18 protein-coding genes are annotated in these 21,290 nt (G+C 59.5%); 14 read left to right on the top strand and 4 right to left on the bottom strand.

Features of this window, described 5'->3' with window-relative positions; translation table 11 throughout:
* Positions 1-602: 602 nt before the first annotated feature.
* Positions 603-1,004 (top strand): response regulator, encoded by a 402-nt coding sequence (locus tag ACQY1J_RS00565; protein ID WP_062459305.1) that lies wholly within the window; start codon positions 603-605, stop codon positions 1,002-1,004.
* Between the two features lie 111 nt (positions 1,005-1,115).
* Here the strand turns inward: ACQY1J_RS00565 and ACQY1J_RS00560 are convergent, their stop codons facing one another.
* From ACQY1J_RS00560 to ACQY1J_RS00550, 3 genes are all read right to left on the bottom strand, one after another.
* The gene (locus ACQY1J_RS00560) at positions 1,116-2,105 is read right to left on the bottom strand and encodes a sensor histidine kinase (protein ID WP_113166133.1); all 990 of its coding nucleotides are present in this window, start codon (positions 2,103-2,105) and stop codon (positions 1,116-1,118) included.
* 13 nt (positions 2,106-2,118) lie between these two features.
* Complete coding sequence (locus ACQY1J_RS00555; protein WP_062459299.1) at positions 2,119-2,349, bottom strand: hypothetical protein; 231 nt, start codon at positions 2,347-2,349, stop codon at positions 2,119-2,121.
* A 129-nt stretch (positions 2,350-2,478) separates the two neighbouring features.
* Entirely contained in the window at positions 2,479-2,688 is a 210-nt protein-coding gene (locus ACQY1J_RS00550; protein WP_062459297.1) for a cold-shock protein, read from the bottom strand.
* 446 nt (positions 2,689-3,134) lie between these two features.
* Between ACQY1J_RS00550 and rsgA the strand changes: the two genes are divergently transcribed.
* The 9 genes from rsgA to ACQY1J_RS00505 all read left to right on the top strand — a co-directional run bounded on the left by rsgA (position 3,135) and on the right by ACQY1J_RS00505 (position 15,206).
* Positions 3,135-4,136: a ribosome small subunit-dependent GTPase A gene (gene rsgA / locus ACQY1J_RS00545; RefSeq protein WP_174197590.1), complete on the top strand. Its 1,002-nt coding sequence runs from the start codon at positions 3,135-3,137 to the stop codon at positions 4,134-4,136.
* Positions 4,137-4,689: 553 nt separating this feature from the next.
* Positions 4,690-6,273 (top strand): peptide ABC transporter substrate-binding protein, encoded by a 1,584-nt coding sequence (locus ACQY1J_RS00540; RefSeq protein WP_244508866.1) that lies wholly within the window; start codon positions 4,690-4,692, stop codon positions 6,271-6,273.
* Positions 6,274-6,330: 57 nt separating this feature from the next.
* Positions 6,331-7,254: an oligopeptide ABC transporter permease OppB gene (gene oppB / locus ACQY1J_RS00535; protein ID WP_062459288.1), complete on the top strand. Its 924-nt coding sequence runs from the start codon at positions 6,331-6,333 to the stop codon at positions 7,252-7,254.
* The gene (locus tag ACQY1J_RS00530) at positions 7,247-8,380 is read left to right on the top strand and encodes an ABC transporter permease (RefSeq protein WP_430249682.1); all 1,134 of its coding nucleotides are present in this window, start codon (positions 7,247-7,249) and stop codon (positions 8,378-8,380) included. Before oppB ends, ACQY1J_RS00530 begins: the two co-directional genes overlap by 8 nt.
* Position 8,381: 1 nt before the next feature.
* On the top strand, positions 8,382-9,983 hold the full coding sequence (locus ACQY1J_RS00525) for an ABC transporter ATP-binding protein (RefSeq protein WP_113111572.1): 1,602 nt from the start codon (positions 8,382-8,384) through the stop codon (positions 9,981-9,983).
* Between the two features lie 414 nt (positions 9,984-10,397).
* Positions 10,398-11,501: a branched-chain amino acid ABC transporter substrate-binding protein gene (locus ACQY1J_RS00520; protein ID WP_062578266.1), complete on the top strand. Its 1,104-nt coding sequence runs from the start codon at positions 10,398-10,400 to the stop codon at positions 11,499-11,501.
* Positions 11,502-11,889: 388 nt separating this feature from the next.
* Positions 11,890-12,438 (top strand): TRAP transporter small permease subunit, encoded by a 549-nt coding sequence (locus tag ACQY1J_RS00515; protein WP_062459277.1) that lies wholly within the window; start codon positions 11,890-11,892, stop codon positions 12,436-12,438.
* A 21-nt stretch (positions 12,439-12,459) separates the two neighbouring features.
* Positions 12,460-14,028, top strand: a complete 1,569-nt coding sequence (locus tag ACQY1J_RS00510) for a TRAP transporter large permease (RefSeq protein WP_062459274.1) — start codon at positions 12,460-12,462, stop codon at positions 14,026-14,028.
* 62 nt (positions 14,029-14,090) lie between these two features.
* A complete protein-coding gene (locus tag ACQY1J_RS00505) occupies positions 14,091-15,206 on the top strand; it encodes a TRAP transporter substrate-binding protein (protein ID WP_062578270.1) in 1,116 nt (371 codons plus the stop codon).
* Between the two features lie 191 nt (positions 15,207-15,397).
* Here the strand turns inward: ACQY1J_RS00505 and ACQY1J_RS00500 are convergent, their stop codons facing one another.
* Positions 15,398-16,444 (bottom strand): NAD(P)-dependent alcohol dehydrogenase, encoded by a 1,047-nt coding sequence (locus tag ACQY1J_RS00500; protein ID WP_200943516.1) that lies wholly within the window; start codon positions 16,442-16,444, stop codon positions 15,398-15,400.
* Between the two features lie 368 nt (positions 16,445-16,812).
* Between ACQY1J_RS00500 and ACQY1J_RS00495 the strand changes: the two genes are divergently transcribed.
* From ACQY1J_RS00495 to ACQY1J_RS00480, 4 genes are all read left to right on the top strand, one after another.
* Entirely contained in the window at positions 16,813-18,291 is a 1,479-nt protein-coding gene (locus tag ACQY1J_RS00495) for a sugar ABC transporter ATP-binding protein (RefSeq protein WP_062578274.1), read from the top strand.
* A gap of 67 nt (positions 18,292-18,358) precedes the next feature.
* Entirely contained in the window at positions 18,359-19,363 is a 1,005-nt protein-coding gene (locus tag ACQY1J_RS00490; RefSeq protein ID WP_062578276.1) for an ABC transporter permease, read from the top strand.
* A gap of 84 nt (positions 19,364-19,447) precedes the next feature.
* Positions 19,448-20,434, top strand: a complete 987-nt coding sequence (locus ACQY1J_RS00485) for a substrate-binding domain-containing protein (RefSeq protein WP_430249681.1) — start codon at positions 19,448-19,450, stop codon at positions 20,432-20,434.
* Positions 20,435-20,508: 74 nt separating this feature from the next.
* The gene (locus tag ACQY1J_RS00480; RefSeq protein ID WP_192078551.1) at positions 20,509-21,282 is read left to right on the top strand and encodes an SDR family oxidoreductase; all 774 of its coding nucleotides are present in this window, start codon (positions 20,509-20,511) and stop codon (positions 21,280-21,282) included.
* Positions 21,283-21,290: the final 8 nt, after the last annotated feature.

Genomic DNA, 21,290 nt, shown 5'->3' with positions numbered 1-21,290 from the left:
AAGCAATGATCGAAGGCTTACGATGGTCACGCGGCCGAGGGTGCAAACCCGTTTTGGCAAAGGGTCTTTAATTCATCCAATGACATTACGTCTAGATCAAGCGCGTTGAGAAGATCGTTCTCAGCCGCGAAATCACGCCCGTACATCGCCGAGAAGATCCGGACACCGGCTTCGTGGAGCCGGTACCGTCTCGTGACATGGATCCTGCGCGTTGCAGCAAGGCGCGCGACGTACGTGCGCCGAACCACGCCGCACATCTGAATACAACCGTGTGTTCAGATGTCCGGTAGGGTGCATTCCCGTCTTGTGGTCGGCGGCTGGCAGCGCAATGACCAACATGTTTGCGCCGTACCCCTGGGCGGCCGCTTCGGTCACAGCCGTGGTGTTGAAAGCGCCGCCGATAGCCCATCGGCTACAAGAAGATTGTCCCCACACCCGAAGCAGACCAAAGGATACTGCCATCTACTTGCTACTCACCGAAAGCTGGCACTGCAATTCAACGCACTAGCCGGAAAGGCCAATGCAGTTGTCTGATACCCACTGCGTTTTTTGGAACGATAACCGCGTCGGTCTGTTGTAGGGCCACATGCAGGGAGTGGGACATGCGCAAAGTACTCGTGGTGGACGACGAGGTGTTGATCCGGATGACGGTCACAGACGCCCTGGAGGATGCGGGGTTCGAGGTCATAGAAGCCGGCACGGTGGACGAGGCCCTGGACAAGATTGACGACGGGACCATTCACTTCCTGTTCACGGATATCCAGATGCCAGGCCTTCTGACGGGTGTGGACCTTGCCCACGAAGTCGCCGCTCGCTTCCCTCACGCCGGGATCGTGGTTGCCTCCGGTCGCATCACGCCCGGTGAGATCGATCTGCCATCTTCGGCACAATTTTTCTCCAAGCCGTATGACCTTGATCTGATCGTTGCGCGCTTCGAGTCGATGTCGAAAAGCGCTGATCAGCGCGCTTCATCTAGCCATGTTTCCGAAACAAGCGGACGCTAACTTATTCACCGGCAACCGAGGCGACCGCGCAGACGTTCAACGACAAAACAGCTGCGCGTTAGCCCGTCGGTTTTCCGGCGCGGGCTTGCGGCCGGGGCCTTTTCCAAGCGGTCAAGAGGCAAGCCGGCTCGTGTCGATGATAAGCGTGACCAGCGCTCCGTCCGGTGTCCAGTTATAGGAGATCGTTCCTCCAAGGTGAGCGGACATGGTACGGTCCAGCATTCTGCTACCGTAGCCGGCCGGGCCCTGTGGGAAGACAACCTCGGGCCCGCCCTGCTCGATCCAGGTCACCATCAGATTGTTCTCCTCGACCGATCCGGACACATCCAGTGTTCCGGTGCCGACTGACAGGGCGCCGTATTTCAGTGAATTCGTGGCGAGTTCGTGGATCACCAGCGAGAGGCCTGTGGCTGCCGCCTCTCCCACGCCCATCCTTGGAACTGCTACCCGAATACGGCCAGCAAACGCCGCCGTCTCGTCATAGGGGGAGAGCAAGATCGTGATCAGGTCACCGAGAAGAGCGGCCTTGCCCTGCCCGCCAGGTAAAGGCCGGACAAGGTCGTGAGCACGGCCGAGAGCGGTTAGCCTTAGAGTGAGCTGTGAGGTCATATCGGCGATCGAACTCGAGGACCGGGATGTCATCTGCGTCAGCCCTGACGCGATGGCGAGCAGGTTCTTGACCCGGTGGCTCATTTCTCCGGCGAGAAGCTCATGCCCTTCTTCAGCCTGCTTGCGGCCTGTGACATCGAGAAAGATGCCGGTCATCTGCCGAGCCAGAATATCCTCATCGCTCCCCTGACCGCGTGCTGAGATCCAGCGAACTTCAACATCGCTCATGATCCTGAAGTCGATCTCGTAAGGTCCAACGACGGCACGTGTTGCCGAGAACGCTGCCCTCACACGATCGCGGTCGGCCGGATGGACCTTGGCCGACAGGTCCTCAAAGGACAGGACGCCATCGACCTCCAAATCCCATAGTGCATATCCACGCTGGTCCATCGTGAACGCGTCCGTATCGACGTTCCAGGTCCACAGCGCCACGCCTGCCGCCTTGATCGCGCGTCGCAGCTGACCGGATGTCCACTCGGTGTTCTGGTCCATCAAGATGGCATCCTTAAAGGTCGGACTTGCGGGCGCGCATTGCGATCAGGCCTGCGGATGCCTTGGCGATGTCGTCGGCATCCTTCGCGAGGCGTGCCTGCCGCAGCCTTTGTGTTTTCGTCTCGCGCGCCGCAACGAGGGAGTCCATTTCCGCGACGGCGTGATTTCGGGCAAAGAACTGCGTCTGCGTGTTGCCGAAGGCAATCTCGGCCTGCTGTCTGGATTTCGAATGGGTCTGTGTCATGGATTTTCCTGTGGTTGAGCCTGCTTTGAGCGAGCCAACAAAAAAGGCCAGGCTATAAGCCCGGCCTCTCAGATAACTTGGTGTCGTCGGTGCCAGTACATCCGTGGTCAAGGACGAAACCAGGTACGATTAGGCAGCCTGAAGGTTGCAGGCCGACATCTTGCCCGACTTCGCGTCGCGCTCGAGTTCGTAGCCAAGCTTCTGGCCTTCGACGATTTCGCGCATTCCCGCGCGCTCGACGGCAGAGATGTGGACGAACGCGTCAGCGCCGCCGTTGTCAGGCTCGATGAAGCCGAAACCCTTGGTGGAATTAAACCATTTTACTGTGCCTGTGGTCATGATGAACCCTTTCAAAGCAATGTTGAGTGACCGTAGGACCGAAGCCGAACGGATGAGTGTAACGATTGATTTTGAGAGGGAAGTTCGTTCAGAGCGCGGTGCCAATCGCGCGGTAACCAAAGTTCAGCAAGCAAAAGATCGATAAACCAAAGATAGAGACGAAGGGGTGCCAAGTCAACCTTTAGTTTTGACCTGCTTTGCAGAACCTTCCCGCACGACGAGTTTCCTTAGGGCTTGTCCGCCAACTGCCCCGCGCATACAGTCTGAAGAGGATGGTTGTGTATGCCAGCGTCCAAAAGAACTTGCCTCCGTCCGCGACGCACCGACGCTCATAGACTCTTTTCGGCCAAACTTCTCGCGCAGCCAAGGGAAACCGAAGCCAACAGGCCCCGTCCAACACTAACAGCTCCAAAGATTGCGACCTTCCTTTGATCGACCCCCTTCACATGACAGCGCTTAAACGACTTGGTTGGTCGGACTTCTTTTCGGATCAGCTCACATCCGATGAAGACGAACTCGCGCCGAGGCGCATTGCCTCCGTTCACCGGTCGCGCGTGGAGGCTATTGATGCCGGTGGTCCGGCCGCCCTCGAGCTCCCAGCCAACGCCAACACCGCCGATTTCGCGGTCGGCGATTGGATCCTCGCCGACCCGATCAGCGGCATGCTGGTTCGCCGTCTCGAACGGAAAACTCTCTTTCAACGACGTGCGGGGAACGACACGATCCCGCAACTGGTTGCTGCCAACGTCGATACCCTGTTCATCGTGACGTCCTGCAACGCCGAATTCAACCTTTCAAGGTTGGAACGGTATCTGATCCTGGCCGAACAAGCCGGGAGCAACCCGGTGATCGTCCTGACAAAGGCGGACACGACCGAAGACGCTGACGTCTTCCGGGTCCAGGCGCAGGGACTGCAGCCTGGCCTGCCCGTTATCCTCCTGAACGGACGCTCGGTAGAGGCACGCGAACTCCTGGCGCCGTGGTGCGGCGAGGGACAGACCTGCGCGCTCGTGGGATCGTCGGGCGTTGGGAAATCAACCCTGGTCAACTCGCTCGTCGGGTCTCAGTCGGACACACAGAAGACCGGCACGATCCGGGAATACGACTCGCAGGGCAGACACACCACGACGGCACGATCGCTGCACGCGCTACCGGGTGGCGGATGGGTGATCGATACACCCGGGATCCGGACGCTGTATGTAAGTGATGTTGCCGACGGTATCGATGTCTTCTTTTCCGATATCGCCGAACTGGCATCGCAGTGCCGGTTTCGCGATTGCAGCCATGTCCACGAACCCGGATGTGCCGTTCAGGCTGCAGTCGCAAGCGGAGAACTTGCAGGCGATCGTCTCGACCGGTGGCGAACCCTGGTCACCGAAAATCGGGACAGGACGCCGGTCGTCAGCGGTCCACACGGCAACAAGATCTACAGAAGAAAGCGCCACTAGGCGCGACCTGCCGCATGCTTGGCCGAAGCGCTTTGTTGAAGGGATGAGCCGCGGAGCGTGCAGATTCGTGACGCTTTACCTCATCGGCTCGTTGCCCGTGATAGCCGACGCTACACCGTCCCCGATGTTTGAGAGCCGCTGATGGGGTGCCGGATCGTCATATCGCGAAAGGCGCATATTGCAGTCCGATGGTGCCCAGCCATGCCCTCCCTGATTGTATCGAGATGGATCGGTGGAAACCGCTTTCATTTGTGCTCCTGCAATAAAATTACTCCAGGCACCCTGATCGCGACACCATGGTATTCGCTGCTCGGTTTACCTGAACGTAAAATGTCGCTGCTTTCTCGATTCACGGTCTGGCGCGGATGCAAGGTCAGGATACCCCGGCTATCGCCTCTACAGGACCCTGCAATTATGAGGTTAGTCGAGGCGCGCGGATATACACTCCGCATTTGAGTCGAGAGCAAAAAAGCCTTGCGGTTCCGATATTTCTGGCATTCACTCGCCCAATCGGACGGAAAACCAGGAGGATAACGGTATGTCATCTCGTCTCATGCGTGCGGCTGCGGTCGCTTTGCTCGGATCAACTCTGCTGGCCGGGGCACCGGCATTTGCTGAAACGGTGCTTCATCGTGGCAATTCCGGCGAACCGCAAACGCTCGATCAGGCCCAGACCTCGATCAATATCGAAGCCTTCATTCTGAAGGATCTTTATGAAGGTCTGACGATCTACGACGCGGCGGGCAAGATTGTACCGGGTGCAGCGGAGTCGTGGAAGGTCTCCGACGACGGACTGACATACACGTTTAAGCTGCGTGAGAATGCCAAGTGGTCCGATGGCTCGCCCGTCACGGCGCAGGATTTCGAATTCTCGTTCAAGCGCGTGGAAGATCCGAAGACCGCCGCGAAATATGCGAACATCCTCTACCCGATCAAGAACGCGGAAATGGTCAACACCGGCAAGGCCGATCCGAAGGAACTCGGCATCAAGGCCGTCGATGACAAGACGTTCGAGATCACCCTCGAGCGCCCGACCCCCTTCTTCCTTGAACTTCTTGCTCACCAGACTGCCCTGCCTGTCTCCAAGGCAAGCCTTGAGAAGAACGGCGCCGATTTCGTCAAGCCAGGCACGATGGTGTCGAACGGGGCCTTCCAGCTCGTCAGCCATGTGCCGAACGACAGCCTCGTTGTCCAAAAGAACCCCAATTTCTGGGATGCCGCCAACGTCAAGCTCGACAAGGTGATCTTCTACCCGATCGACGACCAGGCCGCATCCGTCCGCCGCTTCGAGGCGAAGGAAATGGATCTCGTCTACAACTTCTCCGCCGACCAGATCGAGCGGCTGCGCTCGGCCTACAAGGACCAGGTGCACGTGTCGCCGACGCTTGCGACCTATTATTACGTCTTCGATGGCCGCGAGGCTCCCTTCAACGACGTTCGTGTCCGCCAGGCCCTGTCCATGGCCGTCGACCGCGATTTCCTGGCCAAGAAGATCTATAGCGGATCGCAGCTTCCCGCCTATTCGCTGGTGCCGCCGGGCATGGCGAACTATGGCGAACCCGCCAAGGCCGATTTCGCAGAACTTTCCCAGCTCGACCGCGAAGACAAGGCGATAGAACTGATGAAGGAAGCCGGTTACGGTGAAGGCGGCAAGCCGCTCAATATCGAGGTCCGCTACAACACCAACCCGAACCACGAACGTGTCGCCACCGCCGTTGCCGACATGTGGAAAAACACGTTCGGTGCCAAGGTGACGATGAGCAATCTCGATGTCTCCTCGCACTACGCCTATCTCCAGGAAGGCGGCAAGTTCAACGTGGCACGTGCCGGTTGGGTTGCCGATTATGCCGATCCGGAAAACTTCCTCGCCTTGAACCTCTCGACCAACAAGACCTTCAATTACGGGCATTACGAGAGCAAGGAATTCGACGATCTGATGAAGAAGTCGTATGCGGAAACGGATCCGGCTGCGCGATCGAAGATCATGCATGAGGCGGAAACAATCCTGATGCGCGACCAGCCGATTGCTCCCTTCCTGACCCAGGCCGATCTGTGGCTTGTTTCGGACCGCATCAAGGGCTGGCAGGACAATGCTGCCAATGAACACCTGAGCCGCTTCCTGAGCGTTTCCGAATAATCGACACGGGATGGCGTCCGACAGCGTTTCGGACGCCATCCCGCAGGAGACTACTGCATGCTGTCTTTTATCCTGCGCCGCCTCGCGAGCGCCGTCCCGACGCTGTTCATCGTCGTGACGATTTCCTTCTTCCTGATGCGTTTTGCTCCGGGCGGTCCCTTCAACCTGGAACGTCCGCTGCCACCCGCAACGATGGAAAACATCATGCGGACCTACCAGCTAGACCAGCCGTTATGGCGTCAATATCTCACCTATATCGGCAATGCCGTACAGGGTGATTTCGGTCCAAGCTATATCTACAAGGACAACACCGTCGCGGAACTGATCGGAAAAGGCCTTCCCTATTCCATTGAACTCGGTTTCTACGCTCTGCTTCTGGCCCTGATTGGCGGCGTGACGCTCGGCACGATCGCGGCCCTGCGCCAGAACAGCGTGCTCGATTTTTCCATCATGACGCTTGCGACGATGGGTACGACGATCCCAAATTTCGTCGTCGGCCCGGTTTTGACGCTGATTTTCGCAATTCTTCTTGCGCTGTTGCCGGCCGGTGGCTGGGGAGATGGTTCGTTCTCGTTCCTGCTCCTGCCGATGATCGCACTGGCGCTGCCGCAGCTCGCCGTTTTCGCCAGGCTGACGCGCGGCTCCATGATCGAGGCGCTGCATGCCGACCATATCCGCACCGCGCGCGCTTATGGCCTGCCGGCGCGGATCGTCGTCATCACGCATGCCATGCGCGGCGCCATGCTGCCGGTCGTCTCCTATCTCGCACCCTGTGCCGCCGCATTGATGACCGGCTCGGCCGTCGTCGAGACCATCTTCACCATTCCGGGCGTCGGCCGTTATTTCGTGCTCGGCGCGCTGAATCGTGACTATACGCTGGTCATGGGCACCGTCGTTCTGATCGCCATCTTTGTTATCGTCTTTAATCTCCTGGTCGACCTTCTCTACGGCCTGCTCGATCCGAGGGTCCGTCATGACTGATATCGCCACCGATCCGGCTTCCACCCCGCCCCAGAGCACAAGCCGCAGTCTTTTCCAGCTTGCCGCCATCCGCTTCCGTCGCAACAAGGCGGCGATGGGCGGCTGCGTGATGCTCGTTCTGATCGCGCTCTTTTCCTATCTCGGCCCACTCTTTGTGCCGCATAGCTATGACCAGGTCTTTTCTTCCTATGTGACGGTGGCGCCAAGTCTCGAGCCGCGGCCAGACGAGGCATCGCTGGAGGGCGCCATGCAAGGCGTCGCGACTCGGGCCCGCGTCAACCTCGACGCGTTCGAGGTGACGGGCCAGATCTTTTTCGCGACCATCAGCGCCGAGGATCCGATCGACCCACGCACGACGCGTTATTTCGACCGTGCCAACGAGTTCGACGACACGAAGGTAGTAGCGACCGAAAAAGACGGGCGCGTTCTCAAGGTCGAAGGGAATGTCAGCCGGGAATACTTCCTGTTCGGCACGGATCCGAACGGCCGCGACCTGCTTGCCCGTGTCATGCTCGGCGGCCAGATCTCGATTGCCGTCGGCGTGCTGGCCAGCCTCGTCTCGCTTGGCATCGGCGTGCTCTACGGCGCGACCGCGGGTTATCTTGGCGGCCGTGTCGACAATGTCATGATGCGCTTCGTCGAGATCCTCTACTCTCTCCCCTTCGTCTTTCTTGTCGTCGTCCTAGTCGTCTTCTTCGGTCGTTCCTTCATCTTGATCTTCCTGGTGATCGGCGCTGTGGAATGGCTCGACATGGCGCGCATCGTGCGAGGCCAGACGCTGGCGCTGAAGCGCCGGGAATTCGTGGGCGCTGCGCAAGCGCTCGGCCTGAGCGACTGGCAAATCATCCGCCGGCATATCATCCCGAACACGATCGGACCGGTGATCGTCTTCGTCACCGTCGTGGTTCCGAAGGTAATCCTCCTGGAAAGCTTTCTGTCTTTCCTCGGGCTCGGGGTTCAGGCGCCACTGACCAGCTGGGGGGCTCTGATTTCGGAAGGCGCCAACAATATCCAGTCGGCACCCTGGCTCCTGATCTTTCCCTCCATCTTCTTCGTGGCAACGCTGTTTTCGTTGAATTTTATCGGCGACGGCCTGCGCGACGCGCTCGACCCGAAGGATCGCTGACATGACCGATCAAAAAGACACCATTCTCTCGATCCGCGACCTGAAAGTGAATTTCACGACGCCGGATGGCACGGTCAATGCGGTCAAGGGCATCGGGTTCGATGTCCGTGCCGGCGAGACGCTCGCCGTCGTCGGCGAAAGCGGCTCCGGCAAGAGCCAAACGATGATGGGCATTATGGGCCTGCTCGCTGGAAACGGCACCGTCACTGGCTCCGCCGCCTATCGTGGCAAGGAACTGGTCGGACTGCGAAATAACGAGCTCAACAAGATCCGCGGTGCCAAGATCACGATGATCTTTCAGGAACCGATGACCTCGCTTGATCCGCTTTACACGATCGGCCGCCAGATCGCCGAACCGATCGTCTACCACCGCGGCGGCAGCCGGAAAGCGGCCCGCAGCCGCGTGCTGGAACTCTTGGAACTGGTCGGCATTCCCGATCCCGCCCGCCGCATTGACAGTTACCCGCATGAACTGTCCGGCGGCCAGCGGCAGCGCGTCATGATCGCCATGGCGCTTGCCAACGAACCCGACGTCCTGATCGCCGACGAGCCGACGACGGCGCTTGATGTGACGGTCCAGGCGCAGATATTGAAACTGCTGCGCTCGCTCCAGGAGCGTTTCGGCATGGCGATTGTGCTGATCACCCACGATCTCGGCATTGTCCGGCATTTTGCCGAACGTGTCGTCGTCATGCGGCGCGGCGAAGTGGTGGAACAGGGAGCCACATCACAGATCTTCGAGGCTCCGACTTCCGCCTATACCCGCATGCTGATCGATGCCGAACCTCAGGGTCGCAAGCAACCGCCAGCGGAGAACGCACCGATCATTCTGGAGGGACGCGATGTCACGGTCGATTTTCCGATCGGCCGCGGACTTTTTTCGAAGGGTCCAAAGAGTTTCCGGGCCGTCGACGGCGTCACCGTCAAGCTCAGGCAGGGCCAGACGATCGGTATCGTTGGTGAGTCCGGCTCGGGGAAATCGACGCTTGGGCGCGCGCTGCTCCGGCTTCTCCACAGCGATGGTCATTACCGCTTCGACAAGACCGACATCTCCGGCTTCGACCGTCGGCAGATGCGGTCCCTGCGCAAGGAGATGCAGCTCGTCTTCCAGGATCCCTTTGGGTCTCTCTCGCCGCGTCAGACAGTCGGCGAGATCATCACCGAAGGTCTGCTCGTCCACGAGCCTTCGCTGAACAAGTCGGATCGAGACCGGCGTGCGATCGCCGCCCTGACCGAAGTCGGGCTCGATCCCCAGGCGCGCAATCGCTACCCGCACGAATTTTCCGGCGGTCAGCGCCAGCGCATCGCGATTGCCCGCGCGATGATCCTCAAGCCGCGTGTGGTTATCCTCGACGAACCGACCTCGGCACTCGACCGGTCCGTGCAGGGACAGGTGATCGACCTGTTGCGCAAGCTGCAGTCCGACCACAACCTTTCCTACGTCTTCATCAGCCACGACCTTGCCGTGGTCAGGGCCATCGCGGATCATGTGATCGTCATGAACAACGGAAAGATCGTTGAGGAAGGCGATACGGACGCGATCTTTGACGCCCCGAAGGCCGATTACACTAGGGCGCTGATCGGAGCCGCTTTCAGCATCTGAGTCGCCACTATCAGCAATATGCCCACCGTCGTTGTCTTCGAACCGCGGCGCAGTGTGGAGAACGACACGTATCCGCTGATCGCCGTCGGGGCGCCATGGACGGCTGCCCGGATCATGGGTTGGTTCCGTCGTGTGAGTTGCCGGCATGAAAGGGCACGGCTGCAGCCGCCCATCACGTCCCCACAAGAAGGCGTGAATTATTCAATCAAGAGGTCATTGCTTCCGGTTATCTTCTTGCGTCACCGTCCCAATATTTCTAGGAAAATTGTCGGATGCGCGGAGAAGCTCAATATGGCCACGCGCGGACCGGACGCGCCCTCCCTCTTCCACCAGTCATGGCATTGCCGACGGTTTGAGCGGGTTCGGCGCACCATTAGCACGCGGGTCGGGAGGTCCGCATCCCAGGAGACTGACATGACATTGAAGACAATCACTGCGGCACTCGCTGCCACACTCGCATTCGCCCCGCTAGCCTACGCTGACATCACGGTCGGCCTCATCGCGCCGCTGACCGGCCCGGTTGCTGCGATCGGCGCGCAGATCAAGAACGGCGCGGAAACCGCGGTCGAGGAAATCAACAAGAAGGGCGGCGTCAACGGCGAGAAGCTCGTGCTTAAAATTGTCGATGATGCCGGCGAACCCAAACAGGGCGTATCTGCCGCCAATCAGCTGATCGCCGACGATATCCGTTTCGTGGTTGGCCCTGTCACATCGGGCGTCTCTATCCCAGCCTCGGTCGCGTTTGCCGAAAACGGTGCACTGATGGTTACCCCGACAGCCACTTCGCCGGAACTGACCGCGCGTGGCCTTTCCACCGTGTTTCGCACCTGCGGCCGGGACGACCAGCAGGCGGACGTTGCAGCAAAATTCGTGGTCGAGAAATTCAAGGACAAGAAGATCGCCATCCTCAACGACAAGGGGCAGTATGGCAAGGGTCTCGCCGATGCCTTCAAGGCATCGCTGAATGCGGCCGGCATCACGGAAGTCTTCAACGACGCGCTGACGGCGGGCGACAAGGATTTTAGCGCGCTGGTGACACGCCTGAAGTCGGAAGGCACCGAAGTCCTCTATTTCGGCGGCTATCACCCGGAAGCAGGCCTTCTGGTGCGCCAGATGAAGGATGCCGGCATGAATGTGCAGCTGATCGCGGGTGACGGCCTTTCCAACAGCGAGTTCATCACCACCGGCGGCGACGCAGCCAACGGCACGATCTTCACCAACGCTGCCGACGCGCTGAAGAATACCGACAGCAAGGCCGCGGCCGATGCGCTCATTGCAAAAAAGATCCCCGCCGAAGCCTTTACCCTCAACGCCTATGCAGCCGTCGAGGTCATCGCCGCCGGCATCGCCAAGGCTGGCAGCACCGACGACGCTGAGGCAGTTGCTGCCGCGCTCAAGGATGGCACCGGTATCAAGACTGCCATTGGCGAACTGACCTACGGTGAAACCGGCGATCTCAGCTCGCAGAGCTTTTCCGTCTACAAGTGGGAAGGCGGGAAGACGGTTGTGGCCGAATAAGGCCGCTCCGGATCTGTATTGCGACGGGCGCCCTAGGCGCCCGTTTGCTTGCCGTCGGTGCACTATCCGTCGATTGTCGCCCGAAGCGACGGCGGATGCAACCAGGTCTCTTTTCTCAAAGTCACTGATTTGGCGACAAAAATCGCTCGTCATGCGCGTCACGCGTTCACCCTGCATGCGAAAAGAATAAGCGTCGAAATCGAGAATCAGCGGGGACGTTTGCGCTCCCTACGTCATGGTCTGTTCCAGCCCATAGCAACGTGTATCGAAGCCTTTTCCCAGACCGCGAGATTGGCCTCTTGTCATAATGCTCTTGTCGCGTGTGATTTGCGGCGATAGTAGTGCATGGGACAGCTGCCTTCGGGCAGCTTGCCTGGGAGGGTTTGAAATGTCTGGTCTACTCGCCGTGTCGCGCGCTATCGACGCGATGAACACGCTTTTCGGTAAAGCCGTTTCATGGCTTTTGTTGGCGGCAGTGCTGATCAGCGCCATCAACGCAGTGACCCGAAAAGTCTTCAATCTGAGCTCAAATGCCTGGCTCGAGGCGCAATGGTACCTTTTCTCCGCAGCCTTCCTGTTGGCGGCGGCCTGGACATTGCTGAGCAGCGAGCACGTCAAGGTCGATCTGGTCTATGGCCAGCTCCCCAGACGGGCGCAGCTTTGGATCGAGGTGTTCGGGACAATCTTCTTCCTGATGCCGTTCTGCCTCGTCACCATCTACCTGTCCTGGCCGATCGTCATCGCCAAATATGTGAGCGGAGAGGTCTCCAACAATACCGGTGGGCTGGTGCTGTGGCCAGTCTGGGCCATGATCCCGATTGGTTTCGGCCTGCTGGCACTCCAGGGACTGTCGGAACTGATCAAACGGCTAGCGATCCTCAGCGGTGCGATGCCCGACGCCGTCGCTCTCGCCGACGCCGAAGCGCAAGCGCTCTAATTCGTAGCAGGATACGCTCATATGTTTGCATTCTTTGCGGAAAATCTCGCGCCGATCATGTTTCTATCACTGATCGTCGTGTTGCTGCTTGGTTATCCGGTTGCCTTCGCACTCGCCTTTGTCGGCTTTGTCTTCGGTTTCATCGGCATCGAAATGGGCCTTTTGCCCATCAACCTGTTCGGAGCGATCCCTGACCGCATCTTCGGGCAGATGTCGAACGAGACACTGCTCGCCATTCCGTTCTTCACCTTCATGGGGCTGATTCTCGAGCGAAGCGGAATGGCCGAGGATCTGCTCGATACGATCGGCCAGCTGTTCGGCCCGATCCGCGGCGGGCTCGCCTTCGCGGTCATCTTCGTGGGCGCCATCCTTGCAGCCACCACAGGCGTCGTTGCGGCCTCCGTCATCTCGATGGGCCTGATCTCGCTGCCGATCATGCTGCGATATGGTTACGACCGACGGGTCGCGGCCGGCACGATCGCAGCGTCGGGAACGCTTGCCCAGATTATTCCGCCCAGCCTCGTGCTGATCATTCTGGCCGACCAGCTCGGCCGGTCGGTCGGCGACATGTACAAGGGCGCACTCGTGCCCGGTCTCATGCTGGTTGCTGCCTATACCGGCTACATCATCCTGATGTCCTTTCTGCGTCCGGCAAGCGTGCCGGCTCTTCCCATCGAGGCGCGATCGCTTCGTGGCTGGAAGCTTGTGGCCAAGGTCATCACCTCGCTCGTGCCGCCGCTCGTGCTGATCTTCCTCGTTCTCGGCACAATCTTTATCGGCCTTGCGACGCCGACCGAAGGCGGCGCGATGGGCGCAGTCGGTGCTCTGCTTCTTGCAGCCTTCAATCGCAAGCTTACGCTGGCGATGGTCAAGTCGGCCCTTTACGCGACGGCGAAACTGTCCTCCTTCGTGATCTTCATCTTGCTCGGCGCGCGCGTGTTTTCGCTGACCTTCTACGGTGTCGACGGTCACGTCTGGGTAGAGCACCTGATGACGTCGATCCCGGGCGGCGAGATCGGCTTCCTGATCGTTGCCAATCTGCTCGTATTCTTCCTGGCCTTCTTTCTCGATTATTTCGAGCTGGCCTTCATCATCATCCCGCTGCTGGCACCGGTTGCCGATGCGCTCGGCATCGACCTGATCTGGTTCGGCGTGATGCTGGCGATCAACATGCAGACGTCGTTCATGCATCCGCCGTTCGGGTTCTCGCTGTTTTACCTGCGCTCCGTCGCTCCGACACGGGCCTACAAGGATCGCATCACCGGTGCGACAATCCAGCCGGTCACATCCGGCCAGATCTACATGGGCTCCCTGCCCTACCTGGCGATCCAGCTCGTCATGGTCGTCGTCGTCATCGTCTTTCCGGGTCTCGTGACCCACTACAAATCAGGATCTGCCGTCGTCGATCCATCGACGATTGAGCTCAACGTACCGATGCCGGGTGCCGATGGCGCTAACCCGTTTGGAACACCGACCCAGCCATTCGGCGCACCGGAGCAGTCTTCCGGCGATCCCGCCGCCCCGGCCGTTGATATCCCTGCACCAGATTTCGGTTCCCCGACGCCAAGCTTCGGCGCACCGAAAAACTAGACAAACGCTTTGATCGCACAGCGTGCGTTCGATACTGCCGAACCTGAGGAGGAGGAAACGCAATGACGGAAACCATCAACAGACGCAATTTCCTGACGAAAGGCGCAGTCGGAGGGGCGGCAACAGTCGCCGCGACCGCACTCGCCGCACCGGCGGTTGCCCAAGAACTGCCGAGCATCAAATGGCGCCTGACTTCGGGCTTCCCGAACAACCTCGACACGATTTACGGCGGCGCAACCGTCATGGCGGAGACACTGTCGAAGATCACCGACGGGAAATTCCAAATTCAGGTGTTTCAGGCCGGCGAACTCGTACCCGGACCGCAGGCGATCGATGCGGTGAAAGCGAACACCGTCGAGATCGCTCATACCTGCGGATACTATTTCACCGGCAAGGATCCGACATTTGCGATCGGCTCGACCATCCCCTTCGGTCTCAATGGTCGTCAGCAGAACGCCTGGCTTTACCACGGCGGCGGCAATGAGGCTTATAACGAGTTTCTCTCTGCCTATGGCGTGGTTGGCATCCCCGGCGGGGCCACCGGTGCCCAGATGGGTGGATGGTTCCGCAAGGAGATCAAGGGCGTCGCCGACCTCAAGGGCGTCAAGATGCGCATCGCCGGTGTCGCCGGCGAAGTGATGTCTCGGCTCGGCGTGGTGCCGCAGCAGCTACCGGGGGGCGATATCTATCCGGCTCTCGAGCGCGGAACAATCGACGCGGCCGAGTGGATCGGCCCCTATGACGACGAACGCCTCGGCTTCTATCAGATTGCGCCGAACTACTACTATCCGGCCTATTGGGAAGGTGGCCTGACGATCCACTTCTTCATCAACAAGGCACAGTATGAGGGTCTGCCTCCCGCCTACAAGGCCGCACTCGATGCCGCCTGCAAGGCGGCGAACATCAACATGCAGGCACTCTACGATGTGAAGAACACCGCAGCGATCCGTTCGCTCGTCGGCAAGGGCGTCAAACTGCGACCGCTGCCACGCGATGTCATGGATGCAGCCTACAAGACGACGTTCGAACTCTACGCGGAATATAGCGCCAAGCACCCGGCATGGGCAAAGATCTATCCGGGCTGGAAGAAGTTCAGGGACGAGTCCTTCGAGTGGTTCCGCGTCGCCGAATACAGCTATGACAGCTACATGTACTCTGCCCAGGCCTCGGGCAAGTAACAAAACCGGAGGTCGGCTTTAAGGCCGGCCTCCGCACTCACGATCAATTGGCACCGAAGAGACAGGTCTATCGTTGGGATGTCCAGGTGGTCCTACCGTCACATCGCAAAAGCCGCGGCCGGGACGGCATGATCTCGCGTGACGATCCCATGCTTTCCCGGCCACCGGCCTTCAGAACTGATCGGATTTTCCTAAACCGCGGCGTCACCCAGAAGGATCTGCAGCTTGACGTCTGACGGGTTGCCGGCTGCTGCCCTCTCGAAGGCCTCAATGCTCTTGTCGAAATCGAAAGTCTCGGTGATCAGCGGATTAAGGTCCACCTTGCCGGATGCAATCAGCTGCAGCGCCCGGTCGAAGATATTGGCGTAGCGGAAGACCGTCTCTATCCGGATTTCCTTCGAGATCGCGCCTGCCACGTCGAACGAAACCTTGTCCACCGGCAGGCCGACCATCACGATAGCTCCACCCGGGCGAACGAGGTCGAATATCCCGTCATAGGCCTTCGGGCTGCCGCTGGCTTCGAAAACAACATCGGCGCCCCAGCCGTCGGTTTCCCGTGCGATGACCTCGGCGAAGCTTTCCTCCCCGATATTGACAGGGGTGATACCGGAATACTGGGCAGCGATGGCGAGTTTCGGTGCGCTGAAATCGGAAATGAACACGCGGCTGCACCCACCAGCGAGCGCCGCCAGAGCGACCATGATCCCGATCGGGCCGCTTCCGATCACCGCCGCAACATCGCCGGGGGCGATGCGGGCACGCGCTGCAGCCTGCATGCCAATGGCAAATGGCTCCACCATCGCGCCTTCGGCGAAGGACACGTTGTCGGGAAGCTTGTAGGTGAACGCCGCGGGATGGACAACTTCGGATGTCAAAACGCCATGGATCGGCGGCGTTGCCCAGAACCGGACGCTGGGATCGACGTTATAGATGCCGAGCTTGGATGCCCGCGACGAGAGGTCCGGTATTCCCGGTTCCATGCACACCCGGTCTCCAACCTTGAAACCGGAAACGGCCGAGCCGACCTCGATCACCGTGCCTGCCGCCTCATGTCCCAGAACCATTGGCTCACGCAGCACGTACGGTCCGATTGCGCCGTGCGTGTAGTAGTGTACGTCGCTGCCGCAGACGCCAACCGTGTGAATCTTGATCTTCAGTTCCGAAGCTCCGACCGCCAGCGGCAGGTCAATGTCTCGAAGGGCGAGAACGCCCTTTTCTTCCAGTACCAAGGCTTTCATCATCGGATCCTTTTGCTCGATGGGCGCCAAATTCGGCGCATCGGTTGACCTAGGAATAGCGACCGGTTTGAAAAAGAAAAGTGCTGTTTGGTGAGATTTTCAGCAGCTATCGCTTCTTTCTTGCGCGTATCGCCCCTTCGCCCCCAAGGTCTCGCTCTCCCCACCAAGCAGTCCATCCGTTTGTTTTAAAACGATAAAAACAGAATTTTTGCTCACCATAGGGACACCTTCAGCCTACAATGAAGGCATGTTGACATTTGTCGAAAACTATCTGACAAATGTCACGTGCTGGCCGCTGGAGGGCGGTTAACCCAGACAGTGATTGGTCCGACGCTCATCGAGCGGAAGGATCATCGGAGGAAATTAGCGTGGAATATCTGCTTGAGGTGGAAGGACTGAAGAAGTCCTTCGGCGGCGTTGCCGCATTGCGTGAGGGTCGCTTTCAGCTGAAGCCGGGCTCGGTGCACGCGCTGTGTGGCGGCAACGGCGCCGGAAAGTCGACCTTCCTCAAAATCCTCATGGGCATTTACAAGCGCGATGCCGGCTCCATTCGCCGTCGCGGTCAGGACGTCGATTTTTCAGGCCCAGCCGAAGCGCTCGCCTCCGGCATCGCGATCATCGAACAGGAACTGAGCCCTGTCCCTCATATGACCGTGGCGGAAAACATCTATCTTGGTCGCGAACCCTCCGGGCGCTTCGGCGGCGTCGACTTCAAGACGATGAACCGTAACGCCCAGCGGTTGCTGGATCAGCTCGAATTCCAGATCCGTCCCACTCAGTTCATGATGAACCTTTCGGTTGCGCAGATGCAACTGGTCGAGATCGCCAAGGCGCTCAGCCACGATGCGGAAGTCATCTTCATGGACGAGCCGACATCGGCAATCGGCGAAAAGGAAGCGCAGCAGCTCTTCAAAACGATCGAACGGCTGAAGGCCGCCGGCAAGGGTATCGTCTACGTCTCGCACCGCCTGTCAGAAATCTTCCAGATCGCGGATGCCTACACGGTGTTCCGCGACGGCTCCTATATCGGCTCGGGTGACTTGGCTGATATCGACAGGCCGAGCCTGATCAAGATGATCGTCGGTCGGGAACTGGGCGAGGAATATATCAAGACCAACACGCCGACGGAAACGGATGGCCTACAGGTTACGGGGCTGACAGCCGCCGGCAAGATCGACGACATTTCGTTTTCGGTTTGCAAGGGTGAGATCTTCGGGATCTACGGACTTATGGGATCCGGCCGGTCGGAAATTTTCAACTGCATCTTTGGTCTCGATCGTCTCGATAGCGGCGAAATCAGGATCGATGGCGCGCCGGTCAAGGTCAGCAAGCCGGCTGACGCGATGGAGCACGGGCTCGCTTTCGTTACCGAGGACCGCAAGCTGACCGGGCTCAATCTGACCGATAGCGTCAGAGGCAACATTGCGCTTGCCAGCCTGCCGGAACTCAGCCCCAATTTCGTCATGCGTCGCCGCGGCGAGCAGGCTGCCAGCCGGAACATGATCGAAAGATTTGCGATCAAGGCGGCCCGCGACACGATGCCGGTCTCGGGCCTGTCAGGCGGCAATCAGCAAAAGGTCGTCCTGGGCAAGTGGTTCCTGCGCAATCCCAAGGTGCTTCTGCTCGATGAACCGACGCGTGGCGTCGATGTCGGCGCCAAGCGCGAGATCTATCGCATCATCTGCGAATTCGCCGAGGCCGGTGGAACCGTAGTGATGATTTCATCGGAAATCGACGAAGTGCTGGGCATGTCCGACCGCATCCTCGTCATGCGCAACGGTCGCTCGACTGGCATCTATCCGCGCGCGGAGACAGACGCGCAGGCGTTGGTGCACCTTTCTACGTGACGGGCCCGGGTCACTGGGCCAGACGCGCATTTTCAAGATTCGATCGGCATGGGAAGAGGTAAGAACAGTGTCCGCCACAGAAAACAAGCCGGCAGCCGCATGGTTCGGTTCGGATAACCGCAAGTTGCTCATCCAGGAATACGGCATCTTTCTCGCCTTCCTGCTCCTGGCATTCATCCTGTCGGTCTCCAACGAGTACTTCCTCACCGCCGGCAATATCTCGAACGTGCTTCTACAGACATCTATCAATGGGGTGCTGGCGATCGGCATGACATTCGTCATCCTGACCCGGGGCATCGACCTCTCCGTCGGCTCGGTCGTAGCGCTCGCTGGTATGGTGGCCGCGAGCCTTGCGACGACTTCAGCGACCGCCGGCGTTGCGGGCGGCCCCTATCCGGCATTCGTCGCGTTCGCGGCGGGCATTCTCGTCGGTCTCGCATGCGGCATGGTCGTCGGTGTAATCGTCTCGCGCTTCTCCGTCCCCGCCTTCGTTGCCACCCTCGGCATGCTGTCGGCGGCACGCGGCATGACGCTGATCTATGGCGGCGGCAGACCTGTCCCGGCGCTTATCCCGGATTTTCGCTGGCTTGGAACCGGCAACATTATCGGCATCCCGATGCCGGTCGTCGTTCTCGCCGTCGTCTTCATTGCCTCTTGGTGGGTTCTCAACCGCACGCGCTTTGGCCGCTATATCTACGCCGTCGGCGGCAACCCGCATGCCGCCGTGACTTCAGGCATCAACGTCACCCGCATCAAGTTCGCCGTGTACTGCATCTCGGGAGCACTTGCGGGTCTTGCCGGTATGATCCTTGCCGCTCGCACGGGCTCCGGCCTGCCGCAGGCCGGTGTTGCCTACGAGCTCGACGCCATCGCGGCCGTGGTCATCGGCGGTACCAGCCTCTCGGGTGGTGTCGGTCGCGTCACGGGAACCCTGATCGGCGCGCTCATTATCGGCGTCATGAACAACGGTCTCGATCTGCTCGGCATCGAATCTTACTACCAGCAGGTCCTCAAAGGGGCGCTGATCGTCGGTGCGGTCATGCTGGATCAAAAACGCAATCAAGGGGCCTGACCCCAGAACAATTCGGATCGCGAAACGGTCCGACATGTACCGCGCGTCAAAACGGCGACCGGACATTCCGTGGAGGAGAAGAAAATGAAGAAACTTTTGCTTGCTCTCGTCGCCAGTGCGGCGATGCTTTCGGCACCCGCAATGGCGCAGGACAAGAAGCTCAAGATTGGCGCGACCACCTATGGTCTCAATGCTGAATTCATGCAGATCTGGTCGGCGGCTCTGAAGGAACATCCGGCCGTCAAGAGCGGCAAGGTCGATGTCACGGTGTTCGATGGCCGATATGACGCGCTGGTCCAGCAGGAACAGTTCAACACGATGATCACACAGAAATTCGACGCGATCATCTTCGTGCCGATGGATATCGAGGCCGGCGCGACCGCTGTGCAGATGGCCCATGATGCCGGCATCCCCGTTGTCGGCTCCAATGCCCGCGTCAATTCCGATCTCCTCACATCCTATGTCGGCTCGAACGACGTGGAAGCCGGCGAGCTCGAAGCCAAGGCAGTCTTGGACAAAATGGGCTGCAAGGGCAATCTCGTCATCATCGAAGGCCCGATCGGCCAGTCCGGCCAGATCCAGCGCCTGGAAGGCAATGAAAAGGCACTCGCTGCCTGCCCGGACGTAAAGGTTCTCGAAAAGCAGACCGGCAACTGGTCGCGCGCCGAAGCTCAGACCCTGATGGAAAACTGGCTGACATCCCATCCGGGCCAGATCACTGGCATCATCGGCCAGAACGACGAAATGGCACTCGGTGCGATCGAGGCAATCAAGGCTGCAGGTCTGAAGGTTGAAGACTTCGCGATTGCCGGCGTCGATGGCGTGACGGATGCGATCAACTCGGTGAAGCGCGGCGAGATGGCTTCCATCCTGCAGGACGCCAACGCCCAGGCTCAGGGCGCTCTCGACGTCGCCATCAAGGCCGCCAACAAGGACTACAAGCCCGAATCGAAGATCTGGACCCAGTATCCGGACATGAAGTGGGCGGATGGCGCCGAGAAGGACTACCTCGTGCCTTGGACGCCTGTCACGAAAGAAAACGCCGACAAGCTGCTCGAGTCCCGTAACTGATACTTTTCGTTTTCGATCCAAGGGAGGGGCGGTGACCGCCGCCCCTCCCGTCTCCGTCGCAAAGGCTTGAAGACATGAGTGATACCGCTCCCCAGATCGACCTGAATTTCCCCCTGAACGGCAAGATTGCCGTCGTCACCGGCGCCGCATCCGGCATCGGCGCTGCCGTCTGCGACGCGCTGACCGAAAAGGGCGCGACCGTCGCCGTGCTTGACCTCAATGCCGAACTGGCCGCAGCAAAAGCGGCCGAACTCGGTGGCGCATCGAAATCCTTCGTCTGCGATGTCTCGCAGGCATCTTCCGTCGAGAAGGCGATCGCGGGCGTCCTCGACACCTTCGGCCACATCGATATAGCCGTCAGCAGCGCGGGGGTCGTCTTCCTCGCTCCGGCCGAGGATCTGTCGCTCGATTACTGGGATAAGACGATCGACATCAACCTGAAGGGCACTTTTCTCTTCACGCAGGCAGTCGGAAGGGCGATGATCGCCGCTGGCAAGGGCGGCAAGATCGTCAATCTCGCCTCGCAGGCGGGCACCGTCGCAATCGAGGAGCACGTCGCCTACTGCGCCTCCAAATTCGGCGTCATCGGCATGTCGAAGACCTTCGCGGCCGAGTGGGGAAAATACGGTATCTGCGTGAATACCATTTCGCCAACAGTCGTGCTGACGGAACTCGGAAAGAAGGCTTGGGCCGGCGAAAAGGGTGAAAATGCGAAGAAGCGTATCCCGACCGGCCGTTTCGCCTACCCGCAGGAAATCGCCGCAGCGGCAGTCTTTCTGGTCTCCAATGGTGCGGACATGATCAACGGCGCCGATCTCCTGATCGACGGCGGTTACACAATTCTCTGAGGACAAAC

This window comes from Neorhizobium sp. DAR64860/K0K1, assembly GCF_050500205.1.
Lineage (GTDB): Bacteria > Pseudomonadota > Alphaproteobacteria > Rhizobiales > Rhizobiaceae > Neorhizobium > Neorhizobium soli.
The sequence above is the reverse complement of the archived record's forward strand: the minus strand, read 5'-3'. Positions and strand labels throughout refer to the sequence as shown.